Source organism: Thermocatellispora tengchongensis, from assembly GCF_014202315.1.
GTDB lineage: Bacteria > Actinomycetota > Actinomycetes > Streptosporangiales > Streptosporangiaceae > Thermocatellispora > Thermocatellispora tengchongensis.
This window is the reverse complement of the sequence record NZ_JACHGN010000008.1, coordinates 147806-174405: the sequence shown is the minus strand read 5'-3', so window position 1 is coordinate 174405 and position 26600 is coordinate 147806. Positions and strand designations below refer to the sequence as shown.

Genomic DNA, 26600 nt, shown 5'->3' with positions numbered 1-26600 from the left:
CGGCCGAGATCGCAGCGGGCACCACGCGCGGCAACGGCCGAGATCGCAACGCACCACGCGCGGTGACAGCCCGGATCGCAGCGCACCCCGCGCCGTGACGGCCCGGATCTCAGCGCACCATGCGCAGGAAGCAGCCGAGGCGCAGTTCGGCGCACTGCGGCTCGCCCCCGGGACGCCACCACAGCTCCCCGGGGGTGGGCAGCATCTCGGTGACCAGCACCTCGGCGGGGTCGAGCCGGGCCAGGTCCTCCACGGCGAGTGGGTCGAGGAAGTCCACGTGGAAGGGCTTGGCCTCGGCGGGGTGGCGGACGAAGACGTGCCGCGGCAGGCCGTGGGCCTCCTTGAGCCGGTGCAGCCGCAGCCAGCGCTCGAAGGGGTCCTCGGCGCGTTCCTCCGGCAGGCGCACCCGCCACCGCTCGCGCTGGTAGATCATGTCGTCGATCATGATCCGGGGAGTGTGGGCGCCCAGGTCCACCGGCACGGGCACGAGCGCCGGCAGCGACAGCGCGCGGTGCAGCGGGGACGCGGCCACGTCGCCCGGGTAGAGCCGGTAGCGCCGCCCGGCGACCTCCACCGCGTCGGCCGTGGGCGGCACCACGGCGTCGGCGATGGGCGCGGTCTGCCCGCGCGGCTTGCCCGACAGGCCGCTGAGCTCGATGGACAGGCCGGGCAGCTCCGGGGTGACGTGGGCGTTGCGCCGCCGCGAGACGACCGTGGCGACGCCGGCGGGCGGGACGTACCGGCCCGCGCGGGCGAGGAAGCCCCGCCACAGGCCGTCGGGGTCGGAGTGCAGCCGCCCGGCCAGCCCGCCGTAGATGGAGCCGCAGTCGTCGTGCAGCTCCGACAGCAGCCACGTGGCGGTCGCCAGGTCGGGGCCCACGGCCATCATGTCGGGGCTGGGCAGGCAGGCGTCGATGTCGTCCGGCGGGGCGGGCTCCTCGGCGAGCGCGGCCCACAGCGGGGCGGTCGCGAGCGACACGTCACGGCCGCTGAGGCGTACGGTCTGGCGGGCGCCGGGGGCGGCGCCGTCGGCGTGGGCGGCCACGAGGTCGCGCAGGAGGGAGGTGAGGGCCCGCAGCCGGGGGGAGTCGGCGCGCAGGTTCGCCACCGCGAGCCGGGCCAGCGGCGCGGCGCGTCCGGCCAGCTCGGCGCGGAGCGCGTCGCGGGCGTCCTGCCGGGCCAGCAGCGCGGCCAGCGCGCAGACCGGCAGCACCGACGACAGCGCGTCCCGGAGCCGGGCGAGCGCGGCCCCGCCGATGGTGACCCGCTCGCTGTAGGGGCTGGACCGGTCCTCGTGGAAGATCTCGCGGTCGGCGTAGTGCCGCCCGGCCCCCTGTCTCGGCTGGGCGCCGAGCCCGGCGACCACCGCCTGCGCCGCCTCGAAGTGGGCCGCGCGGACGGGCCAGGGGGCGCTCTCGTACCGGGAGCGCAGCTCCGACAGCGCGGCCAGCGCCGCACCGGCCGCGCCCGCCGCCGCGCCGCCCGAAGCGCCCCCGGAGACGCCCCCGGATGCGCCCACGGACACCCCGCCGGACACGCCACCGGACGTGGTGTCGCCGCGGACCGCGCGGGACAGGGCGGTGAGGGGCCGCAGCTCGGTGGCGGGGAGCCGGTGCCAGGAGATGATCACGGCGGGGCCGAGCGCGCGGGCGAGCGCGACGGCCTCCTCGACCGGCAGGCCCAGCTCCCGGGCCAGTTCGCCGAGCGTGCGCCGGCCGTCGGCCGCCCGCCACAGCCGCAGCGCGGGCTCGGGCACCCGCACCCGCCTGCCGTCCAGGGTGCGCTCCAGGCCCGGGGCGGGTCCCTGCTCCGGGGGCGGCTCGCGGAAGACGGGGCTGCGCCACACGCGCAGACCGGCCGGGGCGGCGGCCCGTTTCAGCACGTCCTGGAGGTGGTCGGCCAGCCACGCGCTGGCCTCGACGACCACCCGCTCCGGCCCCGGCTCGCCGACGAGGAGCGCGGCGGGCTCGCCGGGGTCGAGACGGGCGTGCAGGGTGGGGCCGAAGAACGAGACGGTCTCGCAGCGGGTGGCGAAGCGGCGCAGGTAGCGGTGGACGGTGGCGATGAGCAGCCGGGACCGCCGGTCGGCGCCGGCGTCCTCCTCGCGCGGGAGCGGCCCGTCGCCGGCGGCCCGGTGGAAGCCGGGGTTGGAGACGAACACGGCGTGCCGCACCGCGTCGTCGTCGTACGCCTCGGCGACCCGCCTGCGCGCGGCGGCGAGGGCCCTGGCGTGGGCGCGGGCGGCGTGGCCGTACGCCTCGCGGGCGGCGGCGACCGCGATCTCCCAGCGGGCCACCCACTCCGCCTGCCCGAGCTGCGCCAGCAGCCCGATCTCCTCCTCCCCCAGCGGGACGCCCTCGCGCACGGCGCGCAGGCAGTGCCGGGCGATCTTGCGCGAGCGGCGTACCGGCTCCATGCGCACCACCGCCTCGCGCATGGCCCGCGCGTTCGCCTCGAACGCCCGCCGCGCGTCGTCGATGTCGCGCTCGGCCGCGAGCACCCGATCGGTGAGCCGCCCCGCCTCTTCCCCCGCCAGCCCGTCCAGCAACCGCACCGGCATCCCGGTGGTGCGCAGCAGGAACCAGGGGAACAGTTCCACGGCCAGCTCTCCGCCGCCCGCCGCCACCCGCCACGCGAGCGCGCCGCCCTCCTCCGGCTCGTCGCCGCCCTCCCGGACCCCGCGCATGGTGCGCGGGGTCCCGGGAGCGGGGGTGGTGTCCTGTGGGGTGGGGGTGGGTTCTGCGATTCGCATGGGTTCCTTCCGCAACGGTGTGTGGAGGAGGGGGTGGGGCGGGTGCCGGTCAGGCGCGCTGCAACTCGGCGGCTCGTTTTCGGGCGACGATGCGGGCCAGGAAGATCACCTGGCCCAGCATCACGCACGTCTGCGCGCGGGCGCGCTCGTGCCCGGGGACGGGGACGGGATCGGGGATGGGGGCGCCAGCGGGGAGGGGATCGGGGATGGGGGCGCGGGCGGGGGCGGGGGTGGGGGCGGCGGCGGGGATGGTGGCGGTGTGGGGTGGGTCGGCGAAGCGGGCGGACTCGCCGGACAGGGCGATCCCGAGCGGGGTGGGCCAGCCGCGCAGGGCGTGGGCGACGGTGCGCAGGGTGGCCAGGGTGGTGGTGGCGCCCTGGTCGCCGCGGGCGACCGCGACGCAGCCCACGGCACGGCCGTCCAGGAGGGGGCGTTGCGGGGCGGCGAGGTCGTTGACGTAGTCGAGGGCGTTCTTGAGCAGGCCGGAGACGGTGCCGTGGTAGGCGGGCGAGACCAGGACGACGCCGTCGGCGCGCTCCAGGGCCTCCAGGTACTCGCGGACCCGGGGATCGGCGTGCTCGCCGGACGGGTGGTAGTGCGGGAACGTCAGGTCGGCGCCGCGGAACAGGCGGGTGGTGGCGCCGTGGCGGGCGCACTGGTCGGCACCACGCCGCCACGCGTTCGGATCTGGAGTCGGGGTTGAGCGATCCGCTGAGGAGGACCACTGCGGGGACCGGGCTCATGACGTCACCTGCTCCTGTCGTGCGTTCTGGTACGCCTCACGGCAGCCTCACCGCGATCCGGCCGCCGCCGTGGGTCTCGACCACGACCTCGCGCACCCCGCACGGCGCGTCCGGCTCGGTGAGGACCGGGAGGTCGGCGCCCCCGAGCCAGGCGTCCAGGTCGGCGGGTGCGGTGCCGCCGGTGCCGACGACGAGGGCGGAGATCGCCGAGGGGGTGGTCCGGTGCCGGGCCGCGGCCAGGTCGCGGGGGACTCGGGCGCGGCGCAGCGGCCAGGCGCCGTACTCCAGGAAGAACGGGCGCGCGGGCTTCCGCCACGAGGCCGTGTACGCCGCCTCGGCCCAGGGCAGGCGCAGGCCGCCGGGGCGTACCGACTCGCCGCGGAGCAGGCCGGGGTCCTCGCCCAGCAGCCCGGCGACGCGCCGCGCCGCCTCCTCGATGCCCTCGACCAGCACGGCCCAGGTCAGGAAGGCGGGGCCCGCGGCGGTGCGCTCCATGAAGCCGTCGCGGATGCCGGCGGCGGCCATGGCGTCCTCGTCGCGGGGCACGACGACCTCCAGGTACTGCACGTCCGGCGTGTCGAACGGCACCACCCAGTTGGCGGTCCCGTCGTGCAGCGGGCCGCCCTCGGCCAGGCCGAACCCGTAGCGGTCCCACAGCAGCTCACGGGCCTGCCCGACGTCGCGGGCGCCGATGGTCACGTGGTCGATGCGCATGCCCTCGCCTCCGCCGCCCGGCTCGGGCACATGCTCGCGGGCAGGTCGAACCAGGTGCCGGTGGTCAGGGCCGCGGCCACGCTCTCGGCGGTGAGCCGGGCCGAGATCAGCCCGTGGCCGGCGTGCCCGGAGGCCACCCAGAGCCGGCCGCCGCGCCCGGCCTCTCCGGGGACGCGGCCGATCAGCGGGCGGCCGGTCGCCGACACGGGCCGCAGTCCGGAGCGCAGCGCGGTCGGGGTGGCCGAGAGCAACGAGGGCATCGTGGCCGCGGCGAAGCGCAGCAGCCGGGTGATGCCGGAGACGTCGCACCGGTCGTCGAAGCCGGCGTCCTCCTCGGTCGCCCCCGCGATGATCTCGCCGTCCACGCCGGGGGCGAGGTAGCAGATCGAGGAGAAGATCAACGGCAGTGTCTCCTCGCTCGCGATCGTGACGAGCTGGCCGCGTTGCGGGTACACCGGCACGCCCTTGCCGGCGAGCCCGGCGGTGCCGGACCAGGCGCCGGCGGTGATCACGGTGCGGTCGGCCCGCACCGTGCCCGCGGAGGTGACCAGCGCCGCGCCGTCGCCCACCTCCAGCACCGTCGTACGCTGCCGCCACGCCACGCCCAGGTCCAGGCAGCGCCGGCGCACGGCGGCGAGGTAGCGGGCACCGTCCACCATGAGGCCGTTCTCGTCGTACAGGAAGCGGCGGCGCTCGTACGACAGGCGCAGCCCCGCGGTCAGGCCCTGCGCGAGCCCGTCGGCCAGGCCGCGGGCGAGGTCGCCGGCGAGGGCGCCCGGGTCCAGCCAGCCGGTGACGCCCGCGGCCTCCAGCGCGGCGGCGTACTGGTGCACCTCGGCCAGGCGCAGCATCCGCAGGATGGGCCGGGTCAGGCTGAAGGCCCCATAGCGCGGCTCCAGCCGCTCGATGTCGGTGTCCAGGCGCAGCCGGGCCCGTTGCAGCCAGCGGTAGAACTCCAGGTCGGTGACGTAGCGCAGCGACGGCACCGCCACCCCGGCGGCCCGCACGCTGGCGTGCCCGGCCTCGTCGCCCGCGTCGAGCACGGCCACCGACGCGCCCGTGCCGGCCAGTTCCTCGGCCAGGCAGGCGCCGACGATGCCGCCCCCGACCAGGACGAAGTCATAGCGCTGCAATGGTGCCCTTCCCTTCCGCCGCGAGTTCGCGGGCGCTCGGCAACAGCAGTGAGGGGGTCGTTACGTCGGCGTCGGCGCACGCCGTGACGGGCTCGCCGGCCGCGCCCGAGACGGCGCGCAGGAGCGCCTGCGGGCGGGCGCGCACGCGTACGGCGAACCACTCGCGCGGACGGTGCGCCACCCGGGCCAGGCAGATCAGCCGCACGCCGCCGCCGGGGTGGTAGCGGCGCAGGCCCTCCACCGGCCAGACCAGCTCGGCGAACCCGCCGTCCGGCTCCGGGACGGCGGCGAGGCCGGACAGGCGCACCCGGGCGAGCGGGGCCGGGACGAGGGCGCCCAGGTCGTGGTCCCACACGGCCCGGCCGGGCAGCGCGCCGGTGGCGGGCTCCCGGGGCGGCGGGCACAGCACGCCGCCGGCCACCAGGGGGATCGCGGACGCCGGGCGCGCGGCGTCGTCGCGGGCCGGTTCGGGGTGCGCGGTGGGCAGGTCGGTGAGGGTGAGCGCGGGCAGCACCCGGCGGCCGTGCCGGGAGCGGGCGGCCGGGGAGGTCAGCACCAGGCTCGTGCCGGCCACCACCGCCGCGGCGACGGCGGGGCGGAGCAGCAGCGGCAGGGCCTCCCAGCCGGGCGGCGGAGGCCCTGGGGGCTCGCACGGCGGCAGGAGGAGGCGACCGTCCAGGTCCGGCAGGGCGGCGCCGGCCGCCGAGGGGGCGGACACGCCGGTGAGCATCGGGCCGGAGGGGGTCTCCACGCGGGCGAGGACCCGGGCCCAGCGCCAGCGCAGCGCGGGCAGCTCGCGCACCTCGGCGAGCACGCTCTGCAACGGCGTCGCCGCCAGGGCCCGCGCCGCGCGGTCGAGCAGCGCGCGCACCGCGGCGGGCGCGCCGTGGCCGGGCGGCGGGCCGCCGGGCAGGCGGCGGGACCCGCGGATCGCGCCCGTGTCGTCGCGGCTCATGGCCAGCGCCTCGGCCGACAGCCTCACCCCGGGCGTGCCGGGTCCGGGCGTGAGGGTGCCGCGCGCCCGTACGACGAGGTCGTCCACGGCCTCACGCATCGGGGACCGCCTCGATCGAGACCGCGTGCGCGGGCAGCCGGACCCCGGAGTTGGCGAAGGTCACCAGCAGCGGGAACTGGCCGAGCTTGCCGCAGCCCCGCCGGGCGCGGGCGTACTCGGCCACGCCGGGGTCGGACGGGCTGAGCGCGGCCAGCACGCGCAGCGCGTCGCCCGCGATGCGCAGGGGCGGCAGGCGCAGCGGCGGGCCGTCCTGGCGGCGCAGCAGCGGGGCGGGGGCGAGGAAGGCGAAGGCCCCCGTGGCCAGGTTCATCGACTCCAGCAGCAGGCCGCAGGGCTCGATCCACTCGTGGGGGGCGGGCTCGGCGGTGGCGTCGGCCAGCGCGCAGGTGTGCGTCATGCGCGGGATGGCCGGGTGGCGGTAGTCCAGGCGGCGGCCGTGCCCGGTGGGGGCCTGTCCCGTCAGGCGGGCGGTGGCGAGGTCGGTCATGGGGCGGCCGACCACGCCCCGGTCGATCAGGGCGACCTCCGAGCAGGGGGTGCCCTCGTCGTCGAAGGCGGCGCGGTATCCGGCCGCGGCCCGGGTGGCGCCGTCCACGACGGACAGCCACTCGGGGGCGACGCGCCGCCCGGCCAGCGGGGCGAGGTAGCCGGTGCCCGAGCGCAGCACGTCGGCCTCCATCGGGTGGCCGACCAGCTCGTGGAAGAACGCCCCCGCCCGGCCCGGCCGCAGCACCAGGTCGCGCCCGGCCGGCACCTCGCCGGTACGGCGGGCGGACTCGCGGGCGCGGACCCGTTCCACCGCCCGCCCGGCCTCGGCCAGGTTCGCCGCGAGCGGGAGGTCCGGCCGCCAGGGCACCGCCTCGCTCCCGGCCGCACCGGGCCCCGGGGCCGCCTCCAGGGTGCACACCAGCCGCTCGCCGGTGCGCGCGGCGCCGTCGCCGCCCGCGGCGACGTGCTGGTGCAGCCCGCTGAGCACCAGCGTGAGGCCCGTCTCGCGGCTCAGCGCGCGCAGCGCGTCCTCGGCCTCGGGCCCGGCCTCGGCATGGGGGCGCTCCTGGACCTCGCGGGCGGCGTCGGCGACCTGGCGCTCAACGCGGCGGCGGGGCTCGCGCAGCAGCTCGTCGCCGTCGGCGAAGCGGTGCACGACCTCGCCGGGGCCGTGGTGCTCCTCCAGGCAGGCGCCGCGGCGCACGGCGGAGCGGCGGCGTACGGAGCCGTCGGGCCGCAGCTCCAGGCTGAACCGGAGCGTGTGCTCCGCGAAGCTCGTGATCATGGCCGCTCCCGCCCGATGACCTGCATGCGCAGCTCGCAGACGTACCGCCTGCCCTCGGGGTCGCGCAGCCACAGCTCCTCCGGGCCGGGCGCCATGGGCTCCACCGTCAGCGCGCCGCCGCCGCGGGCGACGTGGCCCAGCAGGTCGGCGGCCAGCGGCGAGGCCAGGTCGATCAGGTACGGCTTGCGCTCGCGCTCGGCCCGGCAGAACACGAACCGCCGCCCGGTGCGCCGGGCCAGGCGGCGCAGCGCGAGGAACCGGGCCTCCGGCGCCGCCTGGGTGACCTCGGCCGGGTCGAGCCGCCACCGGGCCCGCTGCACCGCGACGCCGCCGATCCGCACCTCCTCGCACTCGCCGTGCCCGGGGGCGAAGACGGGGTGCAGGACCTGCGGGTGCGACAGGGCGGCGTAGGGCGGGTACTTCACGAAGTCGCCGAGCGGGAGGTAGGCCCGCACCTCCCGCCCGCCCGGCCCGAACAGCCGCACCCGGTCGCGCTCGACCCGCACGGTCAGCTCCTCGGCCCGCAGCAGCCCCGGGCGCGCCGCGTCGGTCCACGAGGGCGGGCGCAGCGGGACCTCGGGTCCGGGGAAGCGGTAGTAGCCCTTGTTGCGGCGGCCGAAGTCGAAGCCGACCAGCCGGCCGCCCTGCTCGGCGACCCAGGCCGCCGCCTCGGCGGCGAACCCGGCGGGGTCGGGGTACATCGCGCCCAGCCAGCTCGGCACCTGAAGGTGATGGTGGGCGCGGGCGAGCAGCAGCGCGGCCCCGGCCAGGCCGGACACGTCGCCGGCGCGGGGGCACAGGTCGATGACGGCGTACCGGTCGCCGCGGAGCGCCGCGGCCTCCTCGGCCAGCCGTGGCCCCTGCGCGGGGTCGCCGTAACGGGGCGCGTGCGCGGCCTGGAAGGCGCCGCCGGACGCCGGGAACAGGCCGGTCGCGCGGGCGGCGTACTCGGGCAGCGGCAGCTCGCCCCGCCCGCCCAGGGCCTCGGCGACCCGGCGCGAGGCGGCCGTCTGGGCGGCGTGGCCGTGTGCGACGCACGCCTCCAGCGCCGGGCGCAGCCGCCGCTCCCACTCCCGCAGCAGGTCCTCGCCCACCTCCAGCGCGAACGGCGAGGAGCACTCCTCGAAGACCACCGCGCGGTCGGCGTACGTGGCCCCGGCGCCGCGCCGCGCCTCTACGCCGGTGATCGTGACGAACAGCCTCTCCAGCTCGTCCAGGATCTTGATCTTGCCGGCCAGCGGCTCGGTCTCCAGCGCGCCCCGCAGCCGGTCCAGCTCGGCGACGCGGCGCAGCCACTCCTCCCGCGCCGGTGAGGGCGGCAGCTCGGCGAGCTGCGCGGCCAGGGTCCGCAGCGGCCACAGATCGTACGGCCCGCCGCCCAGCGCGACGTCCAGCGCCCCGGCGGCGGCCAGCTCGCGCAGCTCCCAGGCCACCTCGCGCACCGGCCGCCCGGTGGCCGCCCGCAACCCCCGCAGCGTGGCCCCCTCGGGACCGACGGCGGCCAGCAGGCCGTGCTCCCCGCGCTCCCCCTGCTCCCCCTGCTCCCCGTGCTCCCCGTCCTCGGCGGCCCGGCCGGTGCGGTGGAAGCGCAGGTCCAGCAGCATCCGGCTGTCGCGCACGATGGCGCGGACCAGCTCCCGGGCCGCCCACCCGGACAGGAACACCCGCCGCACCCGCGGCAGCCCGGTGCGCAGCACCGCCGTCGCGCCGGGCGCGGTCGCGGTGCCGTAGGCCATCGGGCCGAAGAAGCCCACCGTCTCGCTCTTGGCGCAGAAGCGCTGCAGGTAGGTGTAGAGCTGGCGGCGCGCCCTGCGCCGGCGCGAGTCGAGCGGGACCGGCTCGCGCTCCTCCAGCATCGGCACCAGCATGTTGCGGTACACGCCGGGGTTGGACATGAAGATCGCCTCGTCCACCGTGGGCCGGCGCAGGGCCCGGCGCAGCTCGCCCGTGGCCCGCTCGTCGGCCTCCCGGTACATGGCCCGGTAGCGCGCCGCGCGCTCGCACCACTCCGCGACCTCCGGCACCCCGCGCCTGCCCGGCGGCACCCGCTCCGGGTCGCAGGCCGCCATCGCCGCGCGTACGCCCGGCGGCGCCGCGGCCTGCGACTCCTCCAGGTCCAGCAGCGCGTCCGCGGCCTCCAGCAGGGCGGGCGGCCCGGCCAGCTCCTCCAGCCAGTCGAACGGCATGCCGCAGTGCCGGAGCACGAAGACCCGGCCGATGCGCCACTGACGGCTCATGCGCGGCTCCTCACCACTCCGGCCCGGGTCAGCTCCCCGAGCACGCGCTCGCGGGCCCGCTCCGGCAGGCCGGCGAGCGCCCGCGGATCGCCGCCGGCCAGCGCGGTCACCGCCGGGACCAGCCGGGGGTGCAGGCGGTAGGCGCGTCCGGAGCGCAGGCTGACCGCGAAGGTCCCCGGCCCCCGCCCGTCCGGCCCGTCGCCGCGGGCCTCCACCACCTGGGCGGCCGGGTCCCAGTACGGGTCAGGGCCGCCGCGCCCGGGGGCGGGCATGAGCGCGGCGGCGGCCAGGCGTCCGGGGAACAGGTCGGCGTGGGCGGCGTGCCGGTCGAGCCAGGCGGCGATCAGCGCGCTCACCTCCTCGGGGGTCATGGTGCCGGGCGCGTCGAAGGGGACCCACCGGGCGAGGTCGAGATCGGGATCGGGGCGCGCGGGAGCGCCCCGGCAGGCGGCGCCCCAGCACGTGGCGCCCACCGGCATCCGGTACGGCCGCAGCCCCGCCAGCCGCCACGCCCGCCCGCCGGCCAGGCGGTCCAGCGCGGCCGTCACGGCGTCCTCGGCCATGCCGGGCGCGCCCGCGACCAGCTCGAAGGCCAGGGGCGTGCCCTCGGGCAGCGCGTCCGGCACCGGACGCAGGTCGGCCCGCGCGCCGTCCAGGCCGGTGGCGGCGGCGAGGCCGTCGAAGCCGGTCACCGTGACCGTCAGGCCGCGGCAGCGGGACAGCGCGGAAGGCAGCAGCGCGGCCACGCGCCCGGCGTCCAGCCAGCCCGCCCACGCGCCGCTCGCGCGCGGCAGGCGGGTGCCGTCGATCCAGGCCACCGGCTCGGCGGGCCGCCAGGGGGCGCGCACCACGCGCGGCGGAGACCAGTCGCGGCAGGTCAGCCCGCCTCGGACGCGGAAGCCGGGGATGGCGACCAGCGCCGGGGCGTGCGCGGCGGCGAAGCGCCCGCACAGCGTGACCCGGTCGGGCCCGAGCGCCCGCACCAGCGCGAACGCGGCCGGAAGCTGCTGGTCGCCGTCCACCAGCACGTACGCCCGCCGTCCCCGCGCCACCCGGGCCGCCGCCTCGATCTCGGGGCGGAACAGCGAGCAGCGCCGGGCGGCGGCGAGGACGTCGGCGCTGCGCTGCGTGGTGCCCTCGGTCAGTTCCAGGTCGTCCACGGTCAGCCGCACGGCCGGGTCGCGGGCCAGGCGCAGCGCCGTGCCCACGGCGCGCAGGCGCGCGGAGTCGTACGCGCCGCGCTCCAGCACGGCCGCCGCCGCCCGCGCGAACAGGGCGGCCATGGGGTCGTCGTGGCCGGTGCGCCGCAGCCGCGCGGGGTCGGCCAGGCGGGTGACGAACCGCTCGTTCAGATCCAGCAGCGAGGCGCCGGGCGGCGGCACGACCTCGGTGGTGAAGTCGGTGAGCGGCGGCACGATCAGCAGGTCCACCGGCGCTCCTCCCCCTGGGCGCCCGCGGCGGGGCGGAGGTAGACGCAGCGCAGCTCGGCGGCGAACCGCAGGCCGCCGTCGCGCAGCCAGCACTCCTCCGGGCCGGGCAGTGTCTCGGTCAGGGTGAGCCGGTCGGCGGTCCGCGCGAGCCGGACCAGCCCGTCGAGCAGGGCCGGCGCGCGGGAGTCCACGTAGATCGGCTTGCGCTCGGCGGGCGAGGAGGCGAAGAACGCGCCCGGCAGGTCGTGCTCGGCCCGCAGCCGCGCCATCGCGACCAGCCGCCCGGAGTCGCCGGGCGCGGCGCCCAGCGCGTCGAACCGGTCGCGCCCGATCAGCCAGCGGCGCCGCGACACCACGACGTTGTCCCAGGTCAAGCGGGGGATGTAGGGCAGGTCGGGCAGCGCGGGGCGCCTGATCCTGGGCAGCGCGAGCGCGGTGTGCACGGCGGTGTCCAGCTCGCCGTTGTGGAACAGCAGCGGCCCGGCGAGCCCGTGGGCGCGCAGCTCCGCGCGTTCGCCGTCGCTGTGCACGAACAGCGTGTCCAGCCCGATCCGGCGCCGGCGGGGGTCGGCGGCGACGCCGCCGAGTTCGAGCACCGGGCCGGGGAACTCCAGCGGCGGCAGCCCGCCGCCGCGCCGCGCGATGACGTTCAGCGCGGTGAACCCGGTCAGCGCCCGCTCGATGGCGTCGTCGCGGGCGGCGGTCAGGGCGGCGGCGTCGGGGTGGAACTGCAACGCCCACGGCGTGAGCAGCGCCGCGTCGTGGATGTCGCCCAGCACCAGCGGGGTGCGGCCCGGCTCGTACGCCTCCAGCGCGGGCGCGGCCACCATGACGTCGGCCGAGCACAGCACCGGCGCGGCCGGGGGGACGGGCTCGCGCGCGTGCGCGGCGAGATCGACGGACACCGCGCCGGGGGGCGAACCGCGCAGGATCTCCGCGACGCGCCGGGCGAGCCGGTCGCCGTGCCGGATCTCCAGCCCGGCGCCCGCCCGCAGCGCGTCGGCCAGCCGGAACGCGCCCCGGCCGAGGCGGGCGGCGAGCAGCCGGTTGGTGCGCCACCGGGTCAGCTCGGCGTCCTCGGCGAGCAGGTCGAGCACCCGTGGCACGCGCCCGGCCAGGTCGGCGGCCAGCCCGCCCCCGGCGGTGACCCGCAGCGTGCCCCTGGCCGCCTCGTGCACGATCACCCGGTCGTTGTAGAACCTCGGCCCGCCCCGCTCGCCGGGCCCGGCCGGGCGACGCGCCTCGCCCGCCAGCTCCGCGACCCGCTCCTGGATGGCCGGCTTCTCGGCGGGCGGGGCCTGGGGGTAGCGCTCCAGCAGCCCGGCGATCTCGGCGGCCTCCGGCACCGGCCCGCCGTGGGCCGGGAGCCGCTCGCGCAGCCAGCCGAGCGGGTCTGGCACGGTGGCGGGCGGGCACAGCCCGTGGGTGAGCAGGCCCCGGCGCACGCCGGCGACGACGACCGCGCAGGCCCGGCTCACCTCGATCCCGGCCGCGGCGGCGATCTCGGCCACCGTACGGCGCCCGTCGCAGCGCTCCAGCACCCCCGCGGCGTCGCGCATGGGGCGGGTCCAGGTCTTGCGCCGGGGCACCAGCCCGGCCACCACCGCCGGGTCGGCCAGGATGCGCTCCTGAAGGGCCTCGCCGACGCGGGCGGCGGGGTAGGCGACCCGGGCGGCGCACGCGCGGTGCCCGGCCCAGGTGTAGCCGCTGGGGGCGCGGGGATCGACCCGGCCGTAGTCGATCGGCCCGAAGAAGCTCATGGTCTCGCACTTGGCGCACAGCCGCTGCACGTACGCGGCGAGCTGCCGCCGCATCCGCCTGCCCTGCACTCCCCGGCACACGTCGCGGTAGACGGCGGGCGCGGAGGTGACCAGCGCGTCCAGGAAGCGCTCGTCGGCGGTGACCGCGGCCAGGGCCGCGCCGGCCGCGGCCGAATCGGCCTCGACGGCGGCGGGCAGCGCGGCCCTGACCTCCTCCAGCCTGGTCGTGATCTTGTTCCAGGCGGCGATCCAGCCGGGCGGGCCCGGCGTGCGCGGGGGCAGCGGCCTGAGGTTGCGCAGCCTGCTGAGCGGGCCGCGCGGCAGGTGACCGCCCGGCGGGCGGTCGGCGAGCAGGTCGCGCGCCTGCCGTTCCAGCCGCGCGATCTCCCCGGCGATCTCCCCGGCGCGGGGGTGGGCCAGGGCGAGCACCGTCTCCCACGGGAACCCGGCGCTGCGCACGACCAGCGTGGGCAGCAGGGTCCAGGTCTCCTCCCGGCTCATGCCGGCACCCTCCTCAGGGCCAGGCGGAACTCCGAGGTGGTGGGCCGCCCGCCGTGGCGCAGCCACAGCCCCTCCGGCCCCGGGCGCATCTCGCTCAGCGCCACCGGCACCAGGGCGCCGGCCACGAGGGCGACGAGCGCCTCGACGGCGAGGGGGTTGTCCAGGTCGATGCCGACCGGCTTGGGCTCGCCGGGCACGTGGGCGAAGACGAAGCGGGGCACCTCCCGGGTGACGCGCAGGCGCTGCGCGGCGGCGAAGGCGTCGCCGCCGCGCCCGGCGTTCTCGCGCGGGCTCACGTAGCGGGGCAGGCCCAGGTCGGACGGGGTGATCCACCAGCGGGCGCGCTGCACCACGACGTCGCCGACCACCACGCGCGGGGCGAGGGCGGCGCCGGGCGTCCTGATCAGCGGGAGCGCGGCGGCGGGCGGGGCGAAGGCGGCCAGGTGGGGGCGCTGGTCCTCGCCCGCGTACAGGACCACAGGCCCGGCGGCGTCGCTCAGCACCGGTTCGCCGTCGCGCAGCGTGACGGTCAGGTCGGTGATCGGCACGGTGCGCCGTCCGTCGGCGGTCGCGGTCGCCGTGATCTCCACGAACCGGCCCGGGAACCACTCGGCGACCAGGCCCTTGTGCCGGCGCCTGCGGATCACGGTGACCAGGCGCTCCCGGCCGCCCCACGGCGACAGGTCCTCCTCGAACGCCGCGAGCAGGCCCTCGGGGTCGGGGCTGAACAGCCCCTGCGAGCCCCAGGCGAACACGTACGGGTGCATCTCGCCCAGGACCAGCCGCGGATCGCGGCCGGGGCGGGCCTCCAGCAGCAGATCGGGGGCGGCGAAGCACGGGCCGGCGGCGGGAGGGTGCAGCGCGGCCAGCTCGGCCGGGTCGAGCACCGACTCCACGCCGATACGGCGCCGCTCGGCCAGCTCCGCCAGCGCCGCGGCGAACCGCCTGGCGGGCTCCCCGTGCCCGGCGGCGGGCGGCCGTGCGCCGTGGCCGGGCCACGGCGGCAGCTCCTCCTCACCGCCGATCATCCCGCGCAGCCGCCGGATCAGCTCGTCGTACGGCATGCGCTCGGCCCCCGCGGCCCGCATCACCGCCGCGCACAGCCCGGCCGCGGCCCGGCGCCGCAGCTCGCCGTAGTGCGCCGCGGCGTCGAGCACCGGCCCGAGCGCCGCCTCCCAGCGGCGGGCGACATCGCCCCCGACACGCACCGGCGACTGGTCGCCCTCCGCGTCGATGAAGGCGACCAGGCGGTCGGCGTACATCTTGCCGCCCTCGCGGCGGGGCTGCGCGCCGGCCAGGCCGGAGAAGACGCGCTCCAGCTCGGCCAGCGCGGCCGCCCTGGCACGGTGATCGGGCGCGGCGCAGTAGCGGGCGGCGGCTTCGCGCAGGCCACGCAGGGACTTCGGCCAGTGGGTGCCGCCCGCGTACCGCTCGGCGCGGGCGATGAGCCAGTCGAGCGGACGGGGCATGGCCGAGGGCGGCTCGGGCGCGAGGCGTACGGCGCCCGCGCGGCGAAGCCGCGTCACCAGCGCGTCCACCTCGCCGGGGGCCACGCCCGACTCGGTGGCCAGCCGCCCGGCCTCGCGCGAGCCGTCGATGAGCGCCACGACCCGCCACTGCTCGTGCGTCAGCGCGACACGCCGCCCGCCCGGCAGCGTGATCGCACCCCGGTCGCCGCCGGCGACGGGCTCGCGGCGGCAGGCGGGCACCCAGGTGACCGGGAGCCGCGCGGCCACCTCCGGGTCGGCGGCCATCCGCTCGGCCAGCCGGCAGACCGCCCAGAAGGCCACGAACGCCTCCGCGCGCAGCACGCCGCCGGGCGTCTCGGGGCCGAGCGCGATCCCGGCGGCCGAGGGGTCCACCTCGCCGTGCACGAGCGGCCCGAAGAAGCCGGTGGTCTCGTTCTTGGCGGCCAGCCGCTGCACGTAGAGGTAGGCGCGGCGCAGGAACGCCCGCCCCTTGGCGTCGTCGCGGGCCCGGACGCGCAGGCGGCGCTCGGCCTCCCGGTGGAAGGAGGGCGCGAGCTGGAGCAGGGCGTCCAGGACGCGCTCGTCGCGCAGCACCCCGGCCACCCGCTCGGCCCGTGTGCCCGCCTCCTCGGCCAGCACGGCGTCCAGCGAGCACCGCGCCCGCTCCAGCGCCCGCACGGCGGCGGCGTACCGGGCGAGCAGCGCCGCCGTCCCATCGCCGGAGGCGGTCTCACCCAGATCAACCGGAGCGCCAGGAAGCCGCTCACCCAGATCGGCCGACGCGACAGGCAGCCGCTCACCCAGATCGGCCGGAGCCGCAGGCAGCGGCTCATCCAGATCGGCCGGGGCGGCGGGCAGCCGCCGCGCCACCCTGCGGCGGCAGCGCGACAGCGCCCGCAGGCGGTCCCGGTCGCCGGCCGCGGCGGCGGTCACCACGGCCTTGGGGATCTCCTGCAACAGCGCGCCGCGCACCGCCTCCAGGGCCCGCACCCGGTCCCGGTACACCTCGGCGGCGCCCGCGGCCGGGCCGTCGGCCACGGCGTACAGCAGCTCGAAGGGGAAGCCAGCCCGGCGCAGCAGCAGCCGGGGGTACAACCGCCATTCCCCGCGTCGCCCGGACGTCGTCCCTGAAAGCACCCTCACCCCTGGAAGTTGACGAGATCGAAGGGCCGGTTCAGCTTGGTGCGCGGGCCCGGCAGCAGCTCCGCCGCCCCCACCGCGGAATCGGCGCGCTCGCACAACGCGCGGGCCCGGCCGGCGTTGGCCAGGCTGCGCGCCGCGACGGCCGCCACCTCCGCGCCCGGGGCCCGGCCGCCGCACACCGCCTGGCCCGCCAGCGCCAGCGCGATCCGGTAGGGGTCGCCGAGCCTGCGCGCCGCCTCCTCCCCGGCCGCGAAGCACGCGTACGCCCCCGCCGCGTCGCCCGCGCGGACCAGCAGCCCGCCGGTCTCCAGCCGGATCTCGCAGGCGTGGAAGTCGTCACGCGACTCCTCCGCGCACGCCAGCGACCGCTCCAGGCCCGCCGTCGCGGCGTCGCGGTCGGCCGCGAGCAGCGCGAGCCCGGCCGCACGGTAGGCGTGGTGCTTGGCGAACGGCGTGTTCGACGCCCCGGCCGCCCGCTCGAACCTGGCCCAGGTCGCCAGCGCCTGCCGGTGCCGGCCGGTCTTCTCCTGCAGCACGCTGACGTTCGACAGCAGGTTGATCCGCAGGTGGACGCTGCTCGCGTCGGACAGGCCCTCGATGCAGGCCAGGGCCCGCTTCTCGTGCTCCAGCGCCTCGCGCGGCTCGCCCAGCGCGAAGCAGGTGAGCCCGCGCAGGTTGTGCAGCCAGCCCCGCTCGCGCCGGTGGCCGCCGGACTCGCCCGCGCGCGGCGGCACGGCGGCGAAGCCCCGCTCCAGCTCGCGGATCGCCTCACCGACCCGGTCCATGCGCTTGACCAGGGTGAGCGCGGCGTACAGGTGGGACTGGGCGCGGACCTCCGGCAGCACCCGGCCCTCGCCGCCGCGCATCGCCCGGAAGCACGCCAGCGCCTCGTCCTGCCTGCCGCGGAACGTCGCCTGGATGCCCAGGACCTTGCACAGGTAGGCCCGCAGGTCGGCCGCGGTGCGCAGCACGGCGGGCTCGAACTCGATCGCCTCGGCCTGCCCGTCGTGCCGGCCCGCGGCCTCCAGCACGGCGGGCACCCGCGCGTCGGGGAGCCCGCGGGTCAGCCCGAGCGCCGCCGCGGCGACCACCGCCATGCCCTCCCAGTTGGCGGTGAAGAACGCCGCCCTGGAGTAGGCCAGCGCCGCCGCGAGCCGGTCGGCGGCCGGCGCGCCGGGGTCCATCGCCCGGCGGTACAGCTCGCCGTCGGGCCACCCCGCGGCGTCGTCCGCCCCGCTCGCGGGCAGGTCGGCCCGCAGATCGCCGGGCTCCAGGCCGAGCCCCATGCGCCGCAGGCACCCCGCCCGCTCGGCCCGCAGATCCGCGGCCTCGGCGAGCGGCGCGCGCACCCGCTCCGGGTCGCGCGGCACGATGTCGGCCCCCGGCACGGTACGGGCGTGCTCGACGGCCCGCATGAACCCGCGCAACGACGGCAGATCGGCCCCGCCCACACCCAGCAGCACCAACGGCCGCCCGACCTCGGCCACCCCATGGCACAGCGCCGCCGCCCCCACCGCCAGCACCCGGAAAACCTGCTCCGACTCCCGGTGCAACCGCCGCTCGGAGGCCGCCAGCGCGATCTCGGCCAGCACCGGCCCCCCACTTCCCTCCCCCGGGAACAACTCGGCCCACTCCACCCCGTACCGCCCGGGGATCTCCCCGAACGTCGCCCCCGCATCACGAAGCGCCTCGATCGCCCGCCGCAGCCCCGCATAGGCGACAGCGGGCCCGGTGTTCACCTCGGCCTCCACACCGACGAGCCCGGCGATCCTGGCGTCGGTGCGGGTCACGGCCGAATACCCTCATCGACCGCCAGCGCCAACGGCGCGATCTTGTTCTCCACCTCGTCCAGATCGAAGTCGAGGTCATCCAGATCGTCCAGATCGTCGAGATCGTCCAGGCCCTCCGGGTCCTCCGGGTCGTCCGAGTCGTCGAGGTCCTCCGGCTCCTCCGCCCCGCCGCCGGCCCCCGGCACATCACCGCCGTCGGCGTCCACACCTGCATCGGCGTCCACACCTGCATCCCGCCCCACGACAGCCCGGCCCGCGGTGGCCTCCGGGCCCGCGATGGCCTCCCGGCCTCCGGTCATGTCCCGGCCGGCAGTGGCATCGCCATCCGGGAGGGTGCCCCCGCCTGCACGTGCGTCCGGACCTGCCGCGGCCTCCCCGCCCGCAGCAGCGCCCCGGCCCACGGCCCCATCCAGCCCCGCAGCAGCATCCCGCTCGGCAGCGGCATCCCGGCCTGCGGCAGCATCCTCCTTCGCAGCGGCATGCGGCCCCATGGCGGCCTCCCGACCCGTGGCGACCTCTCGCCCCGTCGCCATCTCCCGACCCCTGGCGACCTGTCGCCCCGTCGCCACCTCGCGCCCCATGGCGGCCTCCCGTCCTATGACGGGCTCCCCTCCCATGGCCGCGGTGGTGCTGTCATGGGGCCTGGGCTCCGCCTGGGCCTTGTCCCGTGTGGTCGTGGGCGGGATGGCGCCACCGCCGCCCACCGCACCCCTGTCCTCGCCCCTGTCCTCGCCGCTGTCCTCGTCGTCCATCGCCGCCGTCTCCCCTCCTCGCTGGGGCGTGCTTTTCCCGCACAATTCGATGAGGTGGCGGCTTTCGACGCCGACCTCACGCAATGCAAGAGCGTACGGAGGCGTATTTCACTGTCAACGGCCCTTACCGGGCACGGCAATAGGCCCGGACATTTCCCAAAGATCCCGCCTTTTCCCCACTTTTCGCCGAGATCCCTCGTACGCGAGCGACGCTCGTTTCATCACTCTCCGCGCATAACACCGGCCACGTGTCACCCCTTGAGTCGCTGTAACGTAGCCAAAGGGTCGATCTCCGTCACCCTCGGTTAGCAAGATCAGGCGCTCCTGCCAGCCGGGCCGCCGGCCCGCACCCCCGTACAGAAAATCGGCCGATTCGCCAATCGCGCGATCCGCACCGGGCGTTTCCCGGAAAAACGCGCGGTCGCAGAAGAGGCCGACCCGCGCCCGTGCCACCGCGAGTGTGAAGATGGGGGTATGACACCCTTACTCGTCTATGACGGAGACTGCGGCTTCTGCACCCGATGTGTGCGCTTCGCCGAGCGGCGCGTCCACACCCGGGCGCGGGCGATCCCCTGGCAGGCCGCCGACCTGGACGCCCTCGGCGTGACCCGTGAGCGGGCCGAGCACGAGGTGCTGTGGCTGGCCGGGGGGCGGGTGCTCGGCGGCGCGCTCGCCGTCGCCGAACTGCTGGTGGACGCCGGTCCCCCGTGGCGGGCGCTGGGCCGGGTCATCCGCTCCCGGCCCGTACGCCCCCTCGCCGCCGCCGTCTACCGGCTGGTCGCGCGCAACCGGCACCGCATGCCGGGCGGCACCCCCGCCTGCGCGCTCCCCCCGGCCGAGCGCCCGGCCGCGAAGGGGCGCGACTGACGCCCGGCTTCGGCCGGCGCGTCCAGTACCCCGGCGCCCTCGAAACCCGGCCTCAGTGCCCGGGGCGCTCAGTACCCGGGGCGCAGGAAGGCGGGCCGTCCCTCGCGCCAACCGGGCGGGTCCAGCTCGTTGAGCGCCTGCACGATCCGTTTCTCCTCGTACAGGAAGTGCGAGTCGAGCAGGGCCGACAGGCCGTCCAGCTCACCGCGTACGCGCCGGACCTCCTCGGGAGCGGGGTTCGAGCCGAGGCCGGCGAGCAGGTCCTCGATCGCGCGCAGGATGCCGGTGACGATGTCGTGGTCGCGGCGCAGCTCCTCCAGCACCGGGCGCAGCCCGGGATGGCGCTCGGCCAGGAGCGGGAAGGCCGTCTCGTCCTCGCCGGTGTGGTGCCGGGTCAGCGCGGCGCAGAAGGCCAGGCAGTGCGCCCGCAGGTCCCGGGACCGGCCCGTACGGCCGGCGTCGAGGGAGGCGCGCAGCGCGGCCAGCTCCTCGCGCAGCCAGGTGTGCATGTCGATCAACTGATTGCCGAACGCCGTCAGGCGGCCGTCAGGCGGGGTGGGTGTGTCCATGGTCGTCCCATGATCCGGCGCCTCCATGCCCTCGGCGGACTTCGTGCCGGGTACACCGCGACGCTGACCCGGGATTCGATCACCGGGCCCCCTGTGGTGTCAAATCGCCCGGTCAGGTGGAGCGGGAGGACAGCGCGGTGAGCATGGCCTCTATCCGGTCGAGACGGGCGTTGATGGCGGCGACGTCGCCGTGGGAGGCGTTCTCCTCCTCCGGGCGCAGCCGGACCAGCAGGGTGCCGCCGGGCTCCAGGGTCACCGAGCGGACGTCGGTCACCCGGTTGCCGCCCTGGCGTTTGATCGCCATCTCCAGGTCGGCGGCGCGCAGGCCGAGGCGGGCCAGGGTGCGCGAGTCGTACCGGCCGTCCTCGGCGAGCGTGACGGGCCGGCCCTCGAGCAGCGCGCCGAGCCGGTTCCAGCGCGCCGCGGCGCGGGCCAGGACCGCGTTGGTCCCGAGCAGCACGACCGCGCCGAAGACCGCCCCCAGGACGGAGTTGTCCGGGCCGATGATCGCGTTCTGCACGACGTTCGACAGCAGCAGCATCACCACCAGGTCGAAGGTGTTGAGCTGCGCCAGGTCGCGCCTGCCGACCACCCGGAGCAGCGCCACCACGCTCAGGTAGACCAGCACGGTGCGGGCCGCCTTCTCGGCCAGGGGGATGCCGCTCACCATCAGATCGGCCCACATCGCCGCTCACCCTCCTCAAGATCGCCGCTCCGGCTTTCCGGGGCGACGATACCTCCGGGCGTGCGGCACGGAAAATTCCAGCATTATTCGCGGCGCACGTTCCACGGACGCGATGACGGGAGATAATGGCCTCATGAAGGGCAGGCGAGGCAACGGAATATCGCTGTTCATGCCCGCGGCATGTGGGATCGCGATCGGGCTGGGCGGCGTCGCGGCATGGTACGCGCCGGAGCCCGCGGACCAGGTCGCGAGCGTGGCCGCGGCCGCGATCGCCCTGTTCGCGCTGACCCTCCAGATCCGCCAGGCGCTCCGGGGTGACGGCGGTCCGGGGGCGTCGGCCACCATTGCCGGAGAATTCCCCCCAGACTCACAGAATTCCCCATCACCGCCAAATCCGACACCGCTTCCAGGCAAGACAAAAGGGGGCCCAATAGAGATATCCCCCGGACTCCCCCATACCGCGCCTGCCCCGAATGCCATGAGATATCGCCGTATCGAGGTGATGTCCGGCGCACTGCTCGCGCTCTCGGCCGCGACGCTCGCCTTCGTCGTCGCGATCGGCCCGCCCCTCCTCGGCGGCGGCGCCGGCCCGCCCACCGGCGACGGCGTGGCCGCCGCCGCGAAGACGGATCGCACCGGCACCGGCCCCGACGGAACCCTGGGCACGGCGGTCGATGCGGGCCAGGGCTTCGAACAGCCCCCCGGCACCGGTCAGGACCCGAGAGCGGCACACATTCCGGGCCAGGGCCAGGGCACCGGCCAGATCCCCGGCACGACCGGCTCCCCGGGCACGGGCCCACCGGCGGGCAACGCGCTCGGGCGAAGCGGCCCGGCGCCGATCGGCATGGCCGTCATCGAGCGCCCCGGCTACGGCGCCGTGCTACCCACCTGCGCCAAGGCCCTCGGCACCGCCGTACTCCCCGACCTCGGCCGGCTCTGGCTGGTCACCCGCAGCCCGCACGGCCACCACTACTTCGTCGATGAGATCACCGTGGAACGCTGGAAGAAGCGGGTGGTCATCGGCGGCGAGTCAGGCGAGGGCGCGGGCCGGCACTTCGCCATCGAGGTGTACTGGGTCCCCAGCGGCACCCCCAGCCCCTCCACCCCCGACCACGCCATCACCCTGCCCCAAGGCGCCCGCCTGCACGACAGCGTCCTGGTCACCAAGGACCCGGAACGTCCCACCTGCTGAGGCCCCGGGGGTACGCCGTCCGCGGCACAACCGCTTCGGGCACCGGCCGCGCGCCCGCGCTGACCGCCGTCGCCGCCCGCGGCGTTGGCGGGAGGTGGTGCGGCACCGGCCGGTGGCCCGGGCTGACCGCCATTACCGCCCGCGGCGTCAACGGGAGGTGGTGCGGCACCGGCCGGTGCCATCCTCGGACCGTCATCGGCGGGCGTGGGCGAGCTACCGGACCACTGGCACATTTCGTCTCCTGGGCCCGATCTTCGCCCGCTACCGGTGGTTGTCGCCCGGTGCGGTGGGCGGAGGTGCTTTGATGGCGGGGGAGGTGGGGCATGGCCGGGCGTGGAGGCGAGGAGCGCGACGGGGTCGCGCTGACGAATCTCGACCAGCCGTTGTTCGAGGGGGCCGGGGCCACCAAGCGGGATCTGGTGGACTATCTCGACGCCATGAGCGAACGGGTGCTGCCCGAGTTGCGTGATCGGCCGCTGTCGGTGTTGCGGGTGTTGCGCGGGCAGGAGCCGTTCATGCAGAAGAACGTGCCGAAGTACACCCCGGAGTGGGTGCGCACGGTCACGCTGTGGGCGGAGAGTTCGCGGCGGGAGGTGCGGTACGCGCTGTGCGACGACCGCCGTACGCTGCTGTGGTTCGCCAACCAGCGGGCGGTGGAGTACCACCCGGCGCTGTTCCGGGCCGCGCACTGGGACCGGCCCACCCACCTCGTGCTCGACCTCGACCCGCCCTCCGCCGACGCGTTCGGCATGGTCGTGGCCGCGGCGCGGCTGGTGCGGCAGGCGCTGGCCGAGGCCGGGCTGGACGGAGTGGTGAAGACGAGCGGGGCCAAGGGCGTGCACGTGTTCGTGCCGATCGAGGGGCTGGCCACGCACGAGGAGGCGGCGGCTGCCACGCGTGCCCTGGCCGCGCGCGCCGAGCGGCTGGACCCGGCGCTGGCCACCACGGCGTACATCATCGAGGACCGGGGCGGGAAGGTGTTCCTCGACTCCACCCGCGCCTACGGCGCCACGGTCGCGGCCGTCTACAGCCCGCGCATCCGGCCCGGCACGCCGGTGTCGTTCCCGGTGGCCTGGGAGGACCTGGACGACGTGCGGCCCGGCGACTTCACGCTGCACACCGTGCCCGGCCTGCTCGGCGCGGCCGATCCCTGGGCCGAGCGCATGCCCGCGCCCCGGCCGCTGGGCGAGGACCTGGTCGAAGAGGGCCGGGCGATCCCCACCGCGCGGGTGCAGGCCATGCACGAGGGCAAGCGCCGCGCCCGCGCCCGGCGCGAGGGCTGACTATTACTGTGTTCAGCAGACGATCCGACCGTGTGTGAATGAGGACCGGGATGAGCGAGGAGTCCGCCCGTGGCGCCGCCCGCAGGAGGATCAACACCCAGATCCCACACTCGGCGCGCGTGTGGGACTACTGGCTGGGCGGCACCGAGAACTACCCCGCCGACCGCGAGGTCGGTGACCAGATCCTGCGGGTGATGCCCGACCTGCCGGTCAACGCGCGGGCGGAGCGGCAGTTCATCCGGCGGGTGGTGCGCTACCTGGCCGGTGAGGCCGGGGTCGTCCAGTTCCTCGACATCGGCACCGGCATCCCCACGGCCGGCAACACGCACGAGATCGCGCAGAGCGTCAACCCGGCGGCCAGGATCGTGTACGTGGACAACGACCCGGTGGTGCTCATCCACGCTCGGGAGCTGCTGCACGGTTCCCCGGAGGGGGCGGTCGACTACATCGACGCCGACCTGCGCAACCCCGAGCCGATCCTCCAGGCGGCCACCGAGACCCTCGACTTCACCCAGCCGATCGCGCTGCTGCTGATGGGCGTGCTGGAGTTCGTGCCCGACGACGAGCAGGCGCGGGCGGCGGTGCGCACCCTGCTGCACGCGCTGCCGAGGGGCAGCTACCTCGGCCTCGCGCACAGCGTGCACAGCCCGTCGATGGACGAGGCCGCCGCCCGGTGGAACGCCAGCGACGCCGCGCCGATCATGCTGCGCACCCCCGCGGACCTGGAGATGTTCTTCGAAGGGCTGGAGCTGATGCCGCCGGGCGTGGTGTCGCTGCCGAAGTGGCATCCCGACGCGACGACCCAGTACACCGACCGGGAGGTCTACCAGTACGGAGGGCTGGGGCGCAAACCCTGAGCCGCCGTGTCCCCGTCTCCGGCGATGTCTCCGGTGGCGTCCTTATCTCTGGGGGATCGTCCGTGGTGGGCGGTCTTGTCCGGGCGGTGGGCTCCCGGGTCAGCGGGGGTGGGCGCCGCCGTCCAGGCTGAGCACCTGGTTGGTCAGGTAGCCGTTGCGGAGCACCGCCATGGCCAGGTCGGCGACCTCCTCGGGACGGCCGTAGCGGCCGACGGGCAGGGCGCGGGGGCCGGGGCCGCCCGCGGGCAGCATGCGGGTGTCCTCGATCAGGGCCGGGGCGATGGCGTTGACGGTCACGCCGTCGCCCGCGACCCGGGCGGCGATGAAGTGCAGCATGCCGTGCAGGCCGGCCTTGGACGCGGCGTAGTGGGGGCCGACCACGCCGCCGGTGAAGGCGGCGATCGAGGAGACGAACAGCACCCGGCCGAAGCCGCGCTCGGCCATGCCCGGCACGATCCGCTGGGCCAGCAGGAACGGGGCGCGCAGGTTGACGGCCTGGGTGCGGTCCCAGGTCTCCAGGTCCACCTCGGTGTAGGCGGCCGGGGCGGAGTAGCCAGCGTTGGGGATCAGCAGGTCGATCGGGCCCAGGGCCTCGGTGGTCGCGTCGGCGAGCCGGGCGGGCACCGCGGGGTCGGCGAGGTCGCCCGGCAGTGCGACCGCGTCCACTCCTGCCGCGCGCGCCTCGGCCACCAGTCGCTCGGCCTCGGCCGCGTGGCCGCCGTAGCAGAAGGCCGTGCGCACCCCGGCGGCGATCAGCCGCCGCCCCAGCGCGCCGCCGATGCCGCCCGATGCACCGGTCAGCAGCGCCACCCGTCCCGCGAGCTCCGCGTCGTGCGACACGTGCGTCCCCTTTCCCTGTGATCGCTGGTCCCACTTCTACCCCGTCCGGCATCGTTGGGCGTACGTTCATCGCGGTGTCCGTGCCGTGGCGCGCGCAGTTCAGTCCGGAGGACTTGGGTCCTAGTGCTCACCCTTATGTGCCGGAAAAAGGTGCTTTCAACATGACTGCAGAGATTTCCCGCCGTAACCTCCTGCGCACCGGCGCCGCCGGCGGCCTCGGCATCGCCATCGCGGGCAGCGTCGAGGCCATCGCCGGCCCGGCCGCCGCGCAGGTCGTCGAGGCCGCGGGTCCGGACAAGGGGGCCGGGTACGGCCCGGTCGTCAAGGACCCCAAGGGCCTGCTCTCGCTGCCGAAGGGCTTCTCCTACACCATCGTGGCCCAGGCGGGCGGCACCAAGCTGGAGTCCGGCGAGCCGACCCCCTCCGACACCGACGGCACCGGCTTCTTCCGCGGCCCGAAGGGCGGCGGCGTGCTGGTCAACAACCACGAGATCGGCGGCGACGAGAAGTACGGCGTGCCCGCCCTGGAGGGCCTGACCTACGACGCCGGAGGCCGCGGCGGCACCACCAACATCGTGGTGGACAAGGACGGCAGGCGCGTGCGCGAGTACGTCAGCCTGGCCGGCACGGTGCAGAACTGCGCGGGCGGCGTCACCCCCTGGGGCACCTGGCTGACCTGCGAGGAGACCGAGGTCAAGGCCGGCGGCGCGCTGAAGAAGGACCACGGCTACGTCTTCGACGTGGACCCCTTCGACAACGACCTCAACCAGGACCCGGTGCCGCTGAAGTTCCTCGGCCGCTTCTCGCACGAGGCCGTCGCGGTGGACCCGCGCACCTCGATCATCTACGAGACCGAGGACGCCGACGAGCCGAACGGCCTGTACTTCCGCTGGGTGCCGCCGAAGGGCTTCCGCCCCGGCAAGGGCGCGCTGAAGCGGCTGGCGCTGTCGGAGGGCGGCGACACGGCCGGCAGGCTCCAGGCGATGAAGTGCACCAAGGGCGGCAGGCACATCGCCGACCTGTCCCAGGCCACGCGGCCCGGCACCCGGTACAAGGTCACCTGGGTGGACGTGCCCGACCGCGACGCCAAGACCACCTCCGTGCGCAAGCAGTTCACCGACGAGGAGGTGACCCGCAGCCGCAAGCTGGAGGGCCAGTGGTGGGCCGACGGCGGTGCCTACTTCGTGGCGAGCTACGCCCGGCACGACGACGGCAGCGTCAACGAGCACGACGGCCAGGTGTGGTTCTACGACCCCGAGTCCGAGACGGTCACGCTGAAGACGATCTTCGGCGTGAACCCCGACCCGGACAAGGACACCAACTACGACGGCCCGGACAACATCACCGTCTCGCCGTACGGCGGGATCATCCTGGCCGAGGACGGTGACGGCATCCAGCACCTCGTCGGCGTCACCGACCGCGGCACCGTCTACCCGCTGGCCCGCAACGAGCTCAACGACAGCGAGTTCGCCGGCCCGGTCTTCAGCGCCGACGGCAAGGTCCTCTACGTGGGCATCCAGAGCCCGGGCTACGTCTTCGCCATCACCGGCCCGTGGGGCGGCCGGGGCCGGCGGCACTGAGCGCCGCCCGGCCGC

Annotated in this window: 19 protein-coding genes and 1 pseudogene; 5 read left to right on the top strand and 15 right to left on the bottom strand. The window is 76.5% G+C overall.

Translation table 11 applies throughout. The features are described 5' to 3' along the window. Nucleotides 1–109: 109 nt before the first annotated feature. The 12 genes and pseudogenes from HNP84_RS20115 to HNP84_RS20060 form a co-directional block, all read right to left on the bottom strand. On the bottom strand, nt 110–2752 hold the full coding sequence (locus HNP84_RS20115) for a hypothetical protein (RefSeq protein WP_221336495.1): 2643 nt from the start codon (nt 2750–2752) through the stop codon (nt 110–112). 49 nt (nt 2753–2801) lie between these two features. Continuing rightward, nucleotides 2802–3419, bottom strand: a pseudogene (locus HNP84_RS20110) (NADPH-dependent FMN reductase); the annotation flags it as partial. Nucleotides 3420–3531: 112 nt separating this feature from the next. Then, complete coding sequence (locus HNP84_RS20105) at nt 3532–4209, bottom strand: VOC family protein (protein ID WP_185051301.1); 678 nt, start codon at nt 4207–4209, stop codon at nt 3532–3534. Continuing rightward, nucleotides 4191–5342, bottom strand: a complete 1152-nt coding sequence (locus HNP84_RS20100) for an NAD(P)/FAD-dependent oxidoreductase (protein ID WP_185051300.1) — start codon at nt 5340–5342, stop codon at nt 4191–4193. Before HNP84_RS20100 ends, HNP84_RS20105 begins: the two co-directional genes overlap by 19 nt. Next, nucleotides 5329–6396, bottom strand: coding sequence for a hypothetical protein (locus tag HNP84_RS20095; RefSeq protein ID WP_185051299.1), 1068 nt, complete (start codon nt 6394–6396; stop codon nt 5329–5331). The genes HNP84_RS20100 and HNP84_RS20095 overlap by 14 nt, the downstream gene beginning before the upstream one ends. Further along, a complete protein-coding gene (locus tag HNP84_RS20090; RefSeq protein WP_185051298.1) occupies nt 6389–7630 on the bottom strand; it encodes a metallopeptidase TldD-related protein in 1242 nt (413 codons plus the stop codon). The genes HNP84_RS20095 and HNP84_RS20090 overlap by 8 nt, the downstream gene beginning before the upstream one ends. Continuing rightward, nucleotides 7627–9867: a lantibiotic dehydratase gene (locus HNP84_RS20085; protein ID WP_185051297.1), complete on the bottom strand. Its 2241-nt coding sequence runs from the start codon at nt 9865–9867 to the stop codon at nt 7627–7629. The genes HNP84_RS20090 and HNP84_RS20085 overlap by 4 nt, the downstream gene beginning before the upstream one ends. Continuing rightward, entirely contained in the window at nt 9864–11297 is a 1434-nt protein-coding gene (locus HNP84_RS20080) for a hypothetical protein (protein ID WP_185051296.1), read from the bottom strand. The genes HNP84_RS20085 and HNP84_RS20080 overlap by 4 nt, the downstream gene beginning before the upstream one ends. Beyond that, the gene (locus HNP84_RS20075; protein ID WP_185051295.1) at nt 11285–13558 is read right to left on the bottom strand and encodes a lantibiotic dehydratase family protein; all 2274 of its coding nucleotides are present in this window, start codon (nt 13556–13558) and stop codon (nt 11285–11287) included. Before HNP84_RS20075 ends, HNP84_RS20080 begins: the two co-directional genes overlap by 13 nt. Beyond that, entirely contained in the window at nt 13555–16122 is a 2568-nt protein-coding gene (locus tag HNP84_RS20070) for a lantibiotic dehydratase (RefSeq protein ID WP_221336494.1), read from the bottom strand. The genes HNP84_RS20075 and HNP84_RS20070 overlap by 4 nt, the downstream gene beginning before the upstream one ends. Nucleotides 16123–16166: 44 nt before the next feature. Continuing rightward, nucleotides 16167–17960, bottom strand: coding sequence for a hypothetical protein (locus HNP84_RS20065; RefSeq protein WP_221336493.1), 1794 nt, complete (start codon nt 17958–17960; stop codon nt 16167–16169). Continuing rightward, complete coding sequence (locus HNP84_RS20060) at nt 17957–18796, bottom strand: ammosamide/lymphostin RiPP family protein (RefSeq protein WP_185051294.1); 840 nt, start codon at nt 18794–18796, stop codon at nt 17957–17959. Before HNP84_RS20060 ends, HNP84_RS20065 begins: the two co-directional genes overlap by 4 nt. Nucleotides 18797–19186: 390 nt before the next feature. Between HNP84_RS20060 and HNP84_RS20055 the strand changes: the two genes are divergently transcribed. Then, the gene (locus HNP84_RS20055) at nt 19187–19579 is read left to right on the top strand and encodes a thiol-disulfide oxidoreductase DCC family protein (RefSeq protein ID WP_185051293.1); all 393 of its coding nucleotides are present in this window, start codon (nt 19187–19189) and stop codon (nt 19577–19579) included. 68 nt (nt 19580–19647) lie between these two features. On the opposite strand, the gene HNP84_RS20050 is transcribed toward HNP84_RS20055, so the two are convergent. Beyond that, entirely contained in the window at nt 19648–20148 is a 501-nt protein-coding gene (locus tag HNP84_RS20050; protein ID WP_185051292.1) for a hemerythrin domain-containing protein, read from the bottom strand. A gap of 112 nt (nt 20149–20260) precedes the next feature. Continuing rightward, nucleotides 20261–20833 (bottom strand): DUF421 domain-containing protein, encoded by a 573-nt coding sequence (locus HNP84_RS20045; RefSeq protein WP_185051291.1) that lies wholly within the window; start codon nt 20831–20833, stop codon nt 20261–20263. Between the two features lie 478 nt (nt 20834–21311). On the opposite strand from HNP84_RS20045, the gene HNP84_RS20040 reads away from it, so the two are divergent. From HNP84_RS20040 to HNP84_RS20030, 3 genes are all read left to right on the top strand, one after another. After that, complete coding sequence (locus HNP84_RS20040; protein ID WP_185051290.1) at nt 21312–22025, top strand: hypothetical protein; 714 nt, start codon at nt 21312–21314, stop codon at nt 22023–22025. 323 nt (nt 22026–22348) lie between these two features. Then, entirely contained in the window at nt 22349–23308 is a 960-nt protein-coding gene (ligD, locus tag HNP84_RS20035; RefSeq protein ID WP_185051289.1) for a non-homologous end-joining DNA ligase, read from the top strand. A gap of 50 nt (nt 23309–23358) precedes the next feature. Further along, nucleotides 23359–24165 carry an SAM-dependent methyltransferase gene (locus HNP84_RS20030; RefSeq protein ID WP_185051288.1) on the top strand — a complete coding sequence of 269 codons (807 nt, stop codon included), beginning with the start codon at nt 23359–23361 and terminating at the stop codon, nt 24163–24165. A 99-nt stretch (nt 24166–24264) separates the two neighbouring features. Here HNP84_RS20030 and HNP84_RS20025 read toward each other — a convergent pair whose 3' ends face one another. Further along, nucleotides 24265–25005 carry an SDR family NAD(P)-dependent oxidoreductase gene (locus tag HNP84_RS20025; RefSeq protein ID WP_185051287.1) on the bottom strand — a complete coding sequence of 247 codons (741 nt, stop codon included), beginning with the start codon at nt 25003–25005 and terminating at the stop codon, nt 24265–24267. A 161-nt stretch (nt 25006–25166) separates the two neighbouring features. Between HNP84_RS20025 and HNP84_RS20020 the strand changes: the two genes are divergently transcribed. Further along, entirely contained in the window at nt 25167–26585 is a 1419-nt protein-coding gene (locus tag HNP84_RS20020) for an alkaline phosphatase PhoX (RefSeq protein WP_185051286.1), read from the top strand. The last annotated feature ends 15 nt before the right edge of the window (nt 26586–26600 follow it).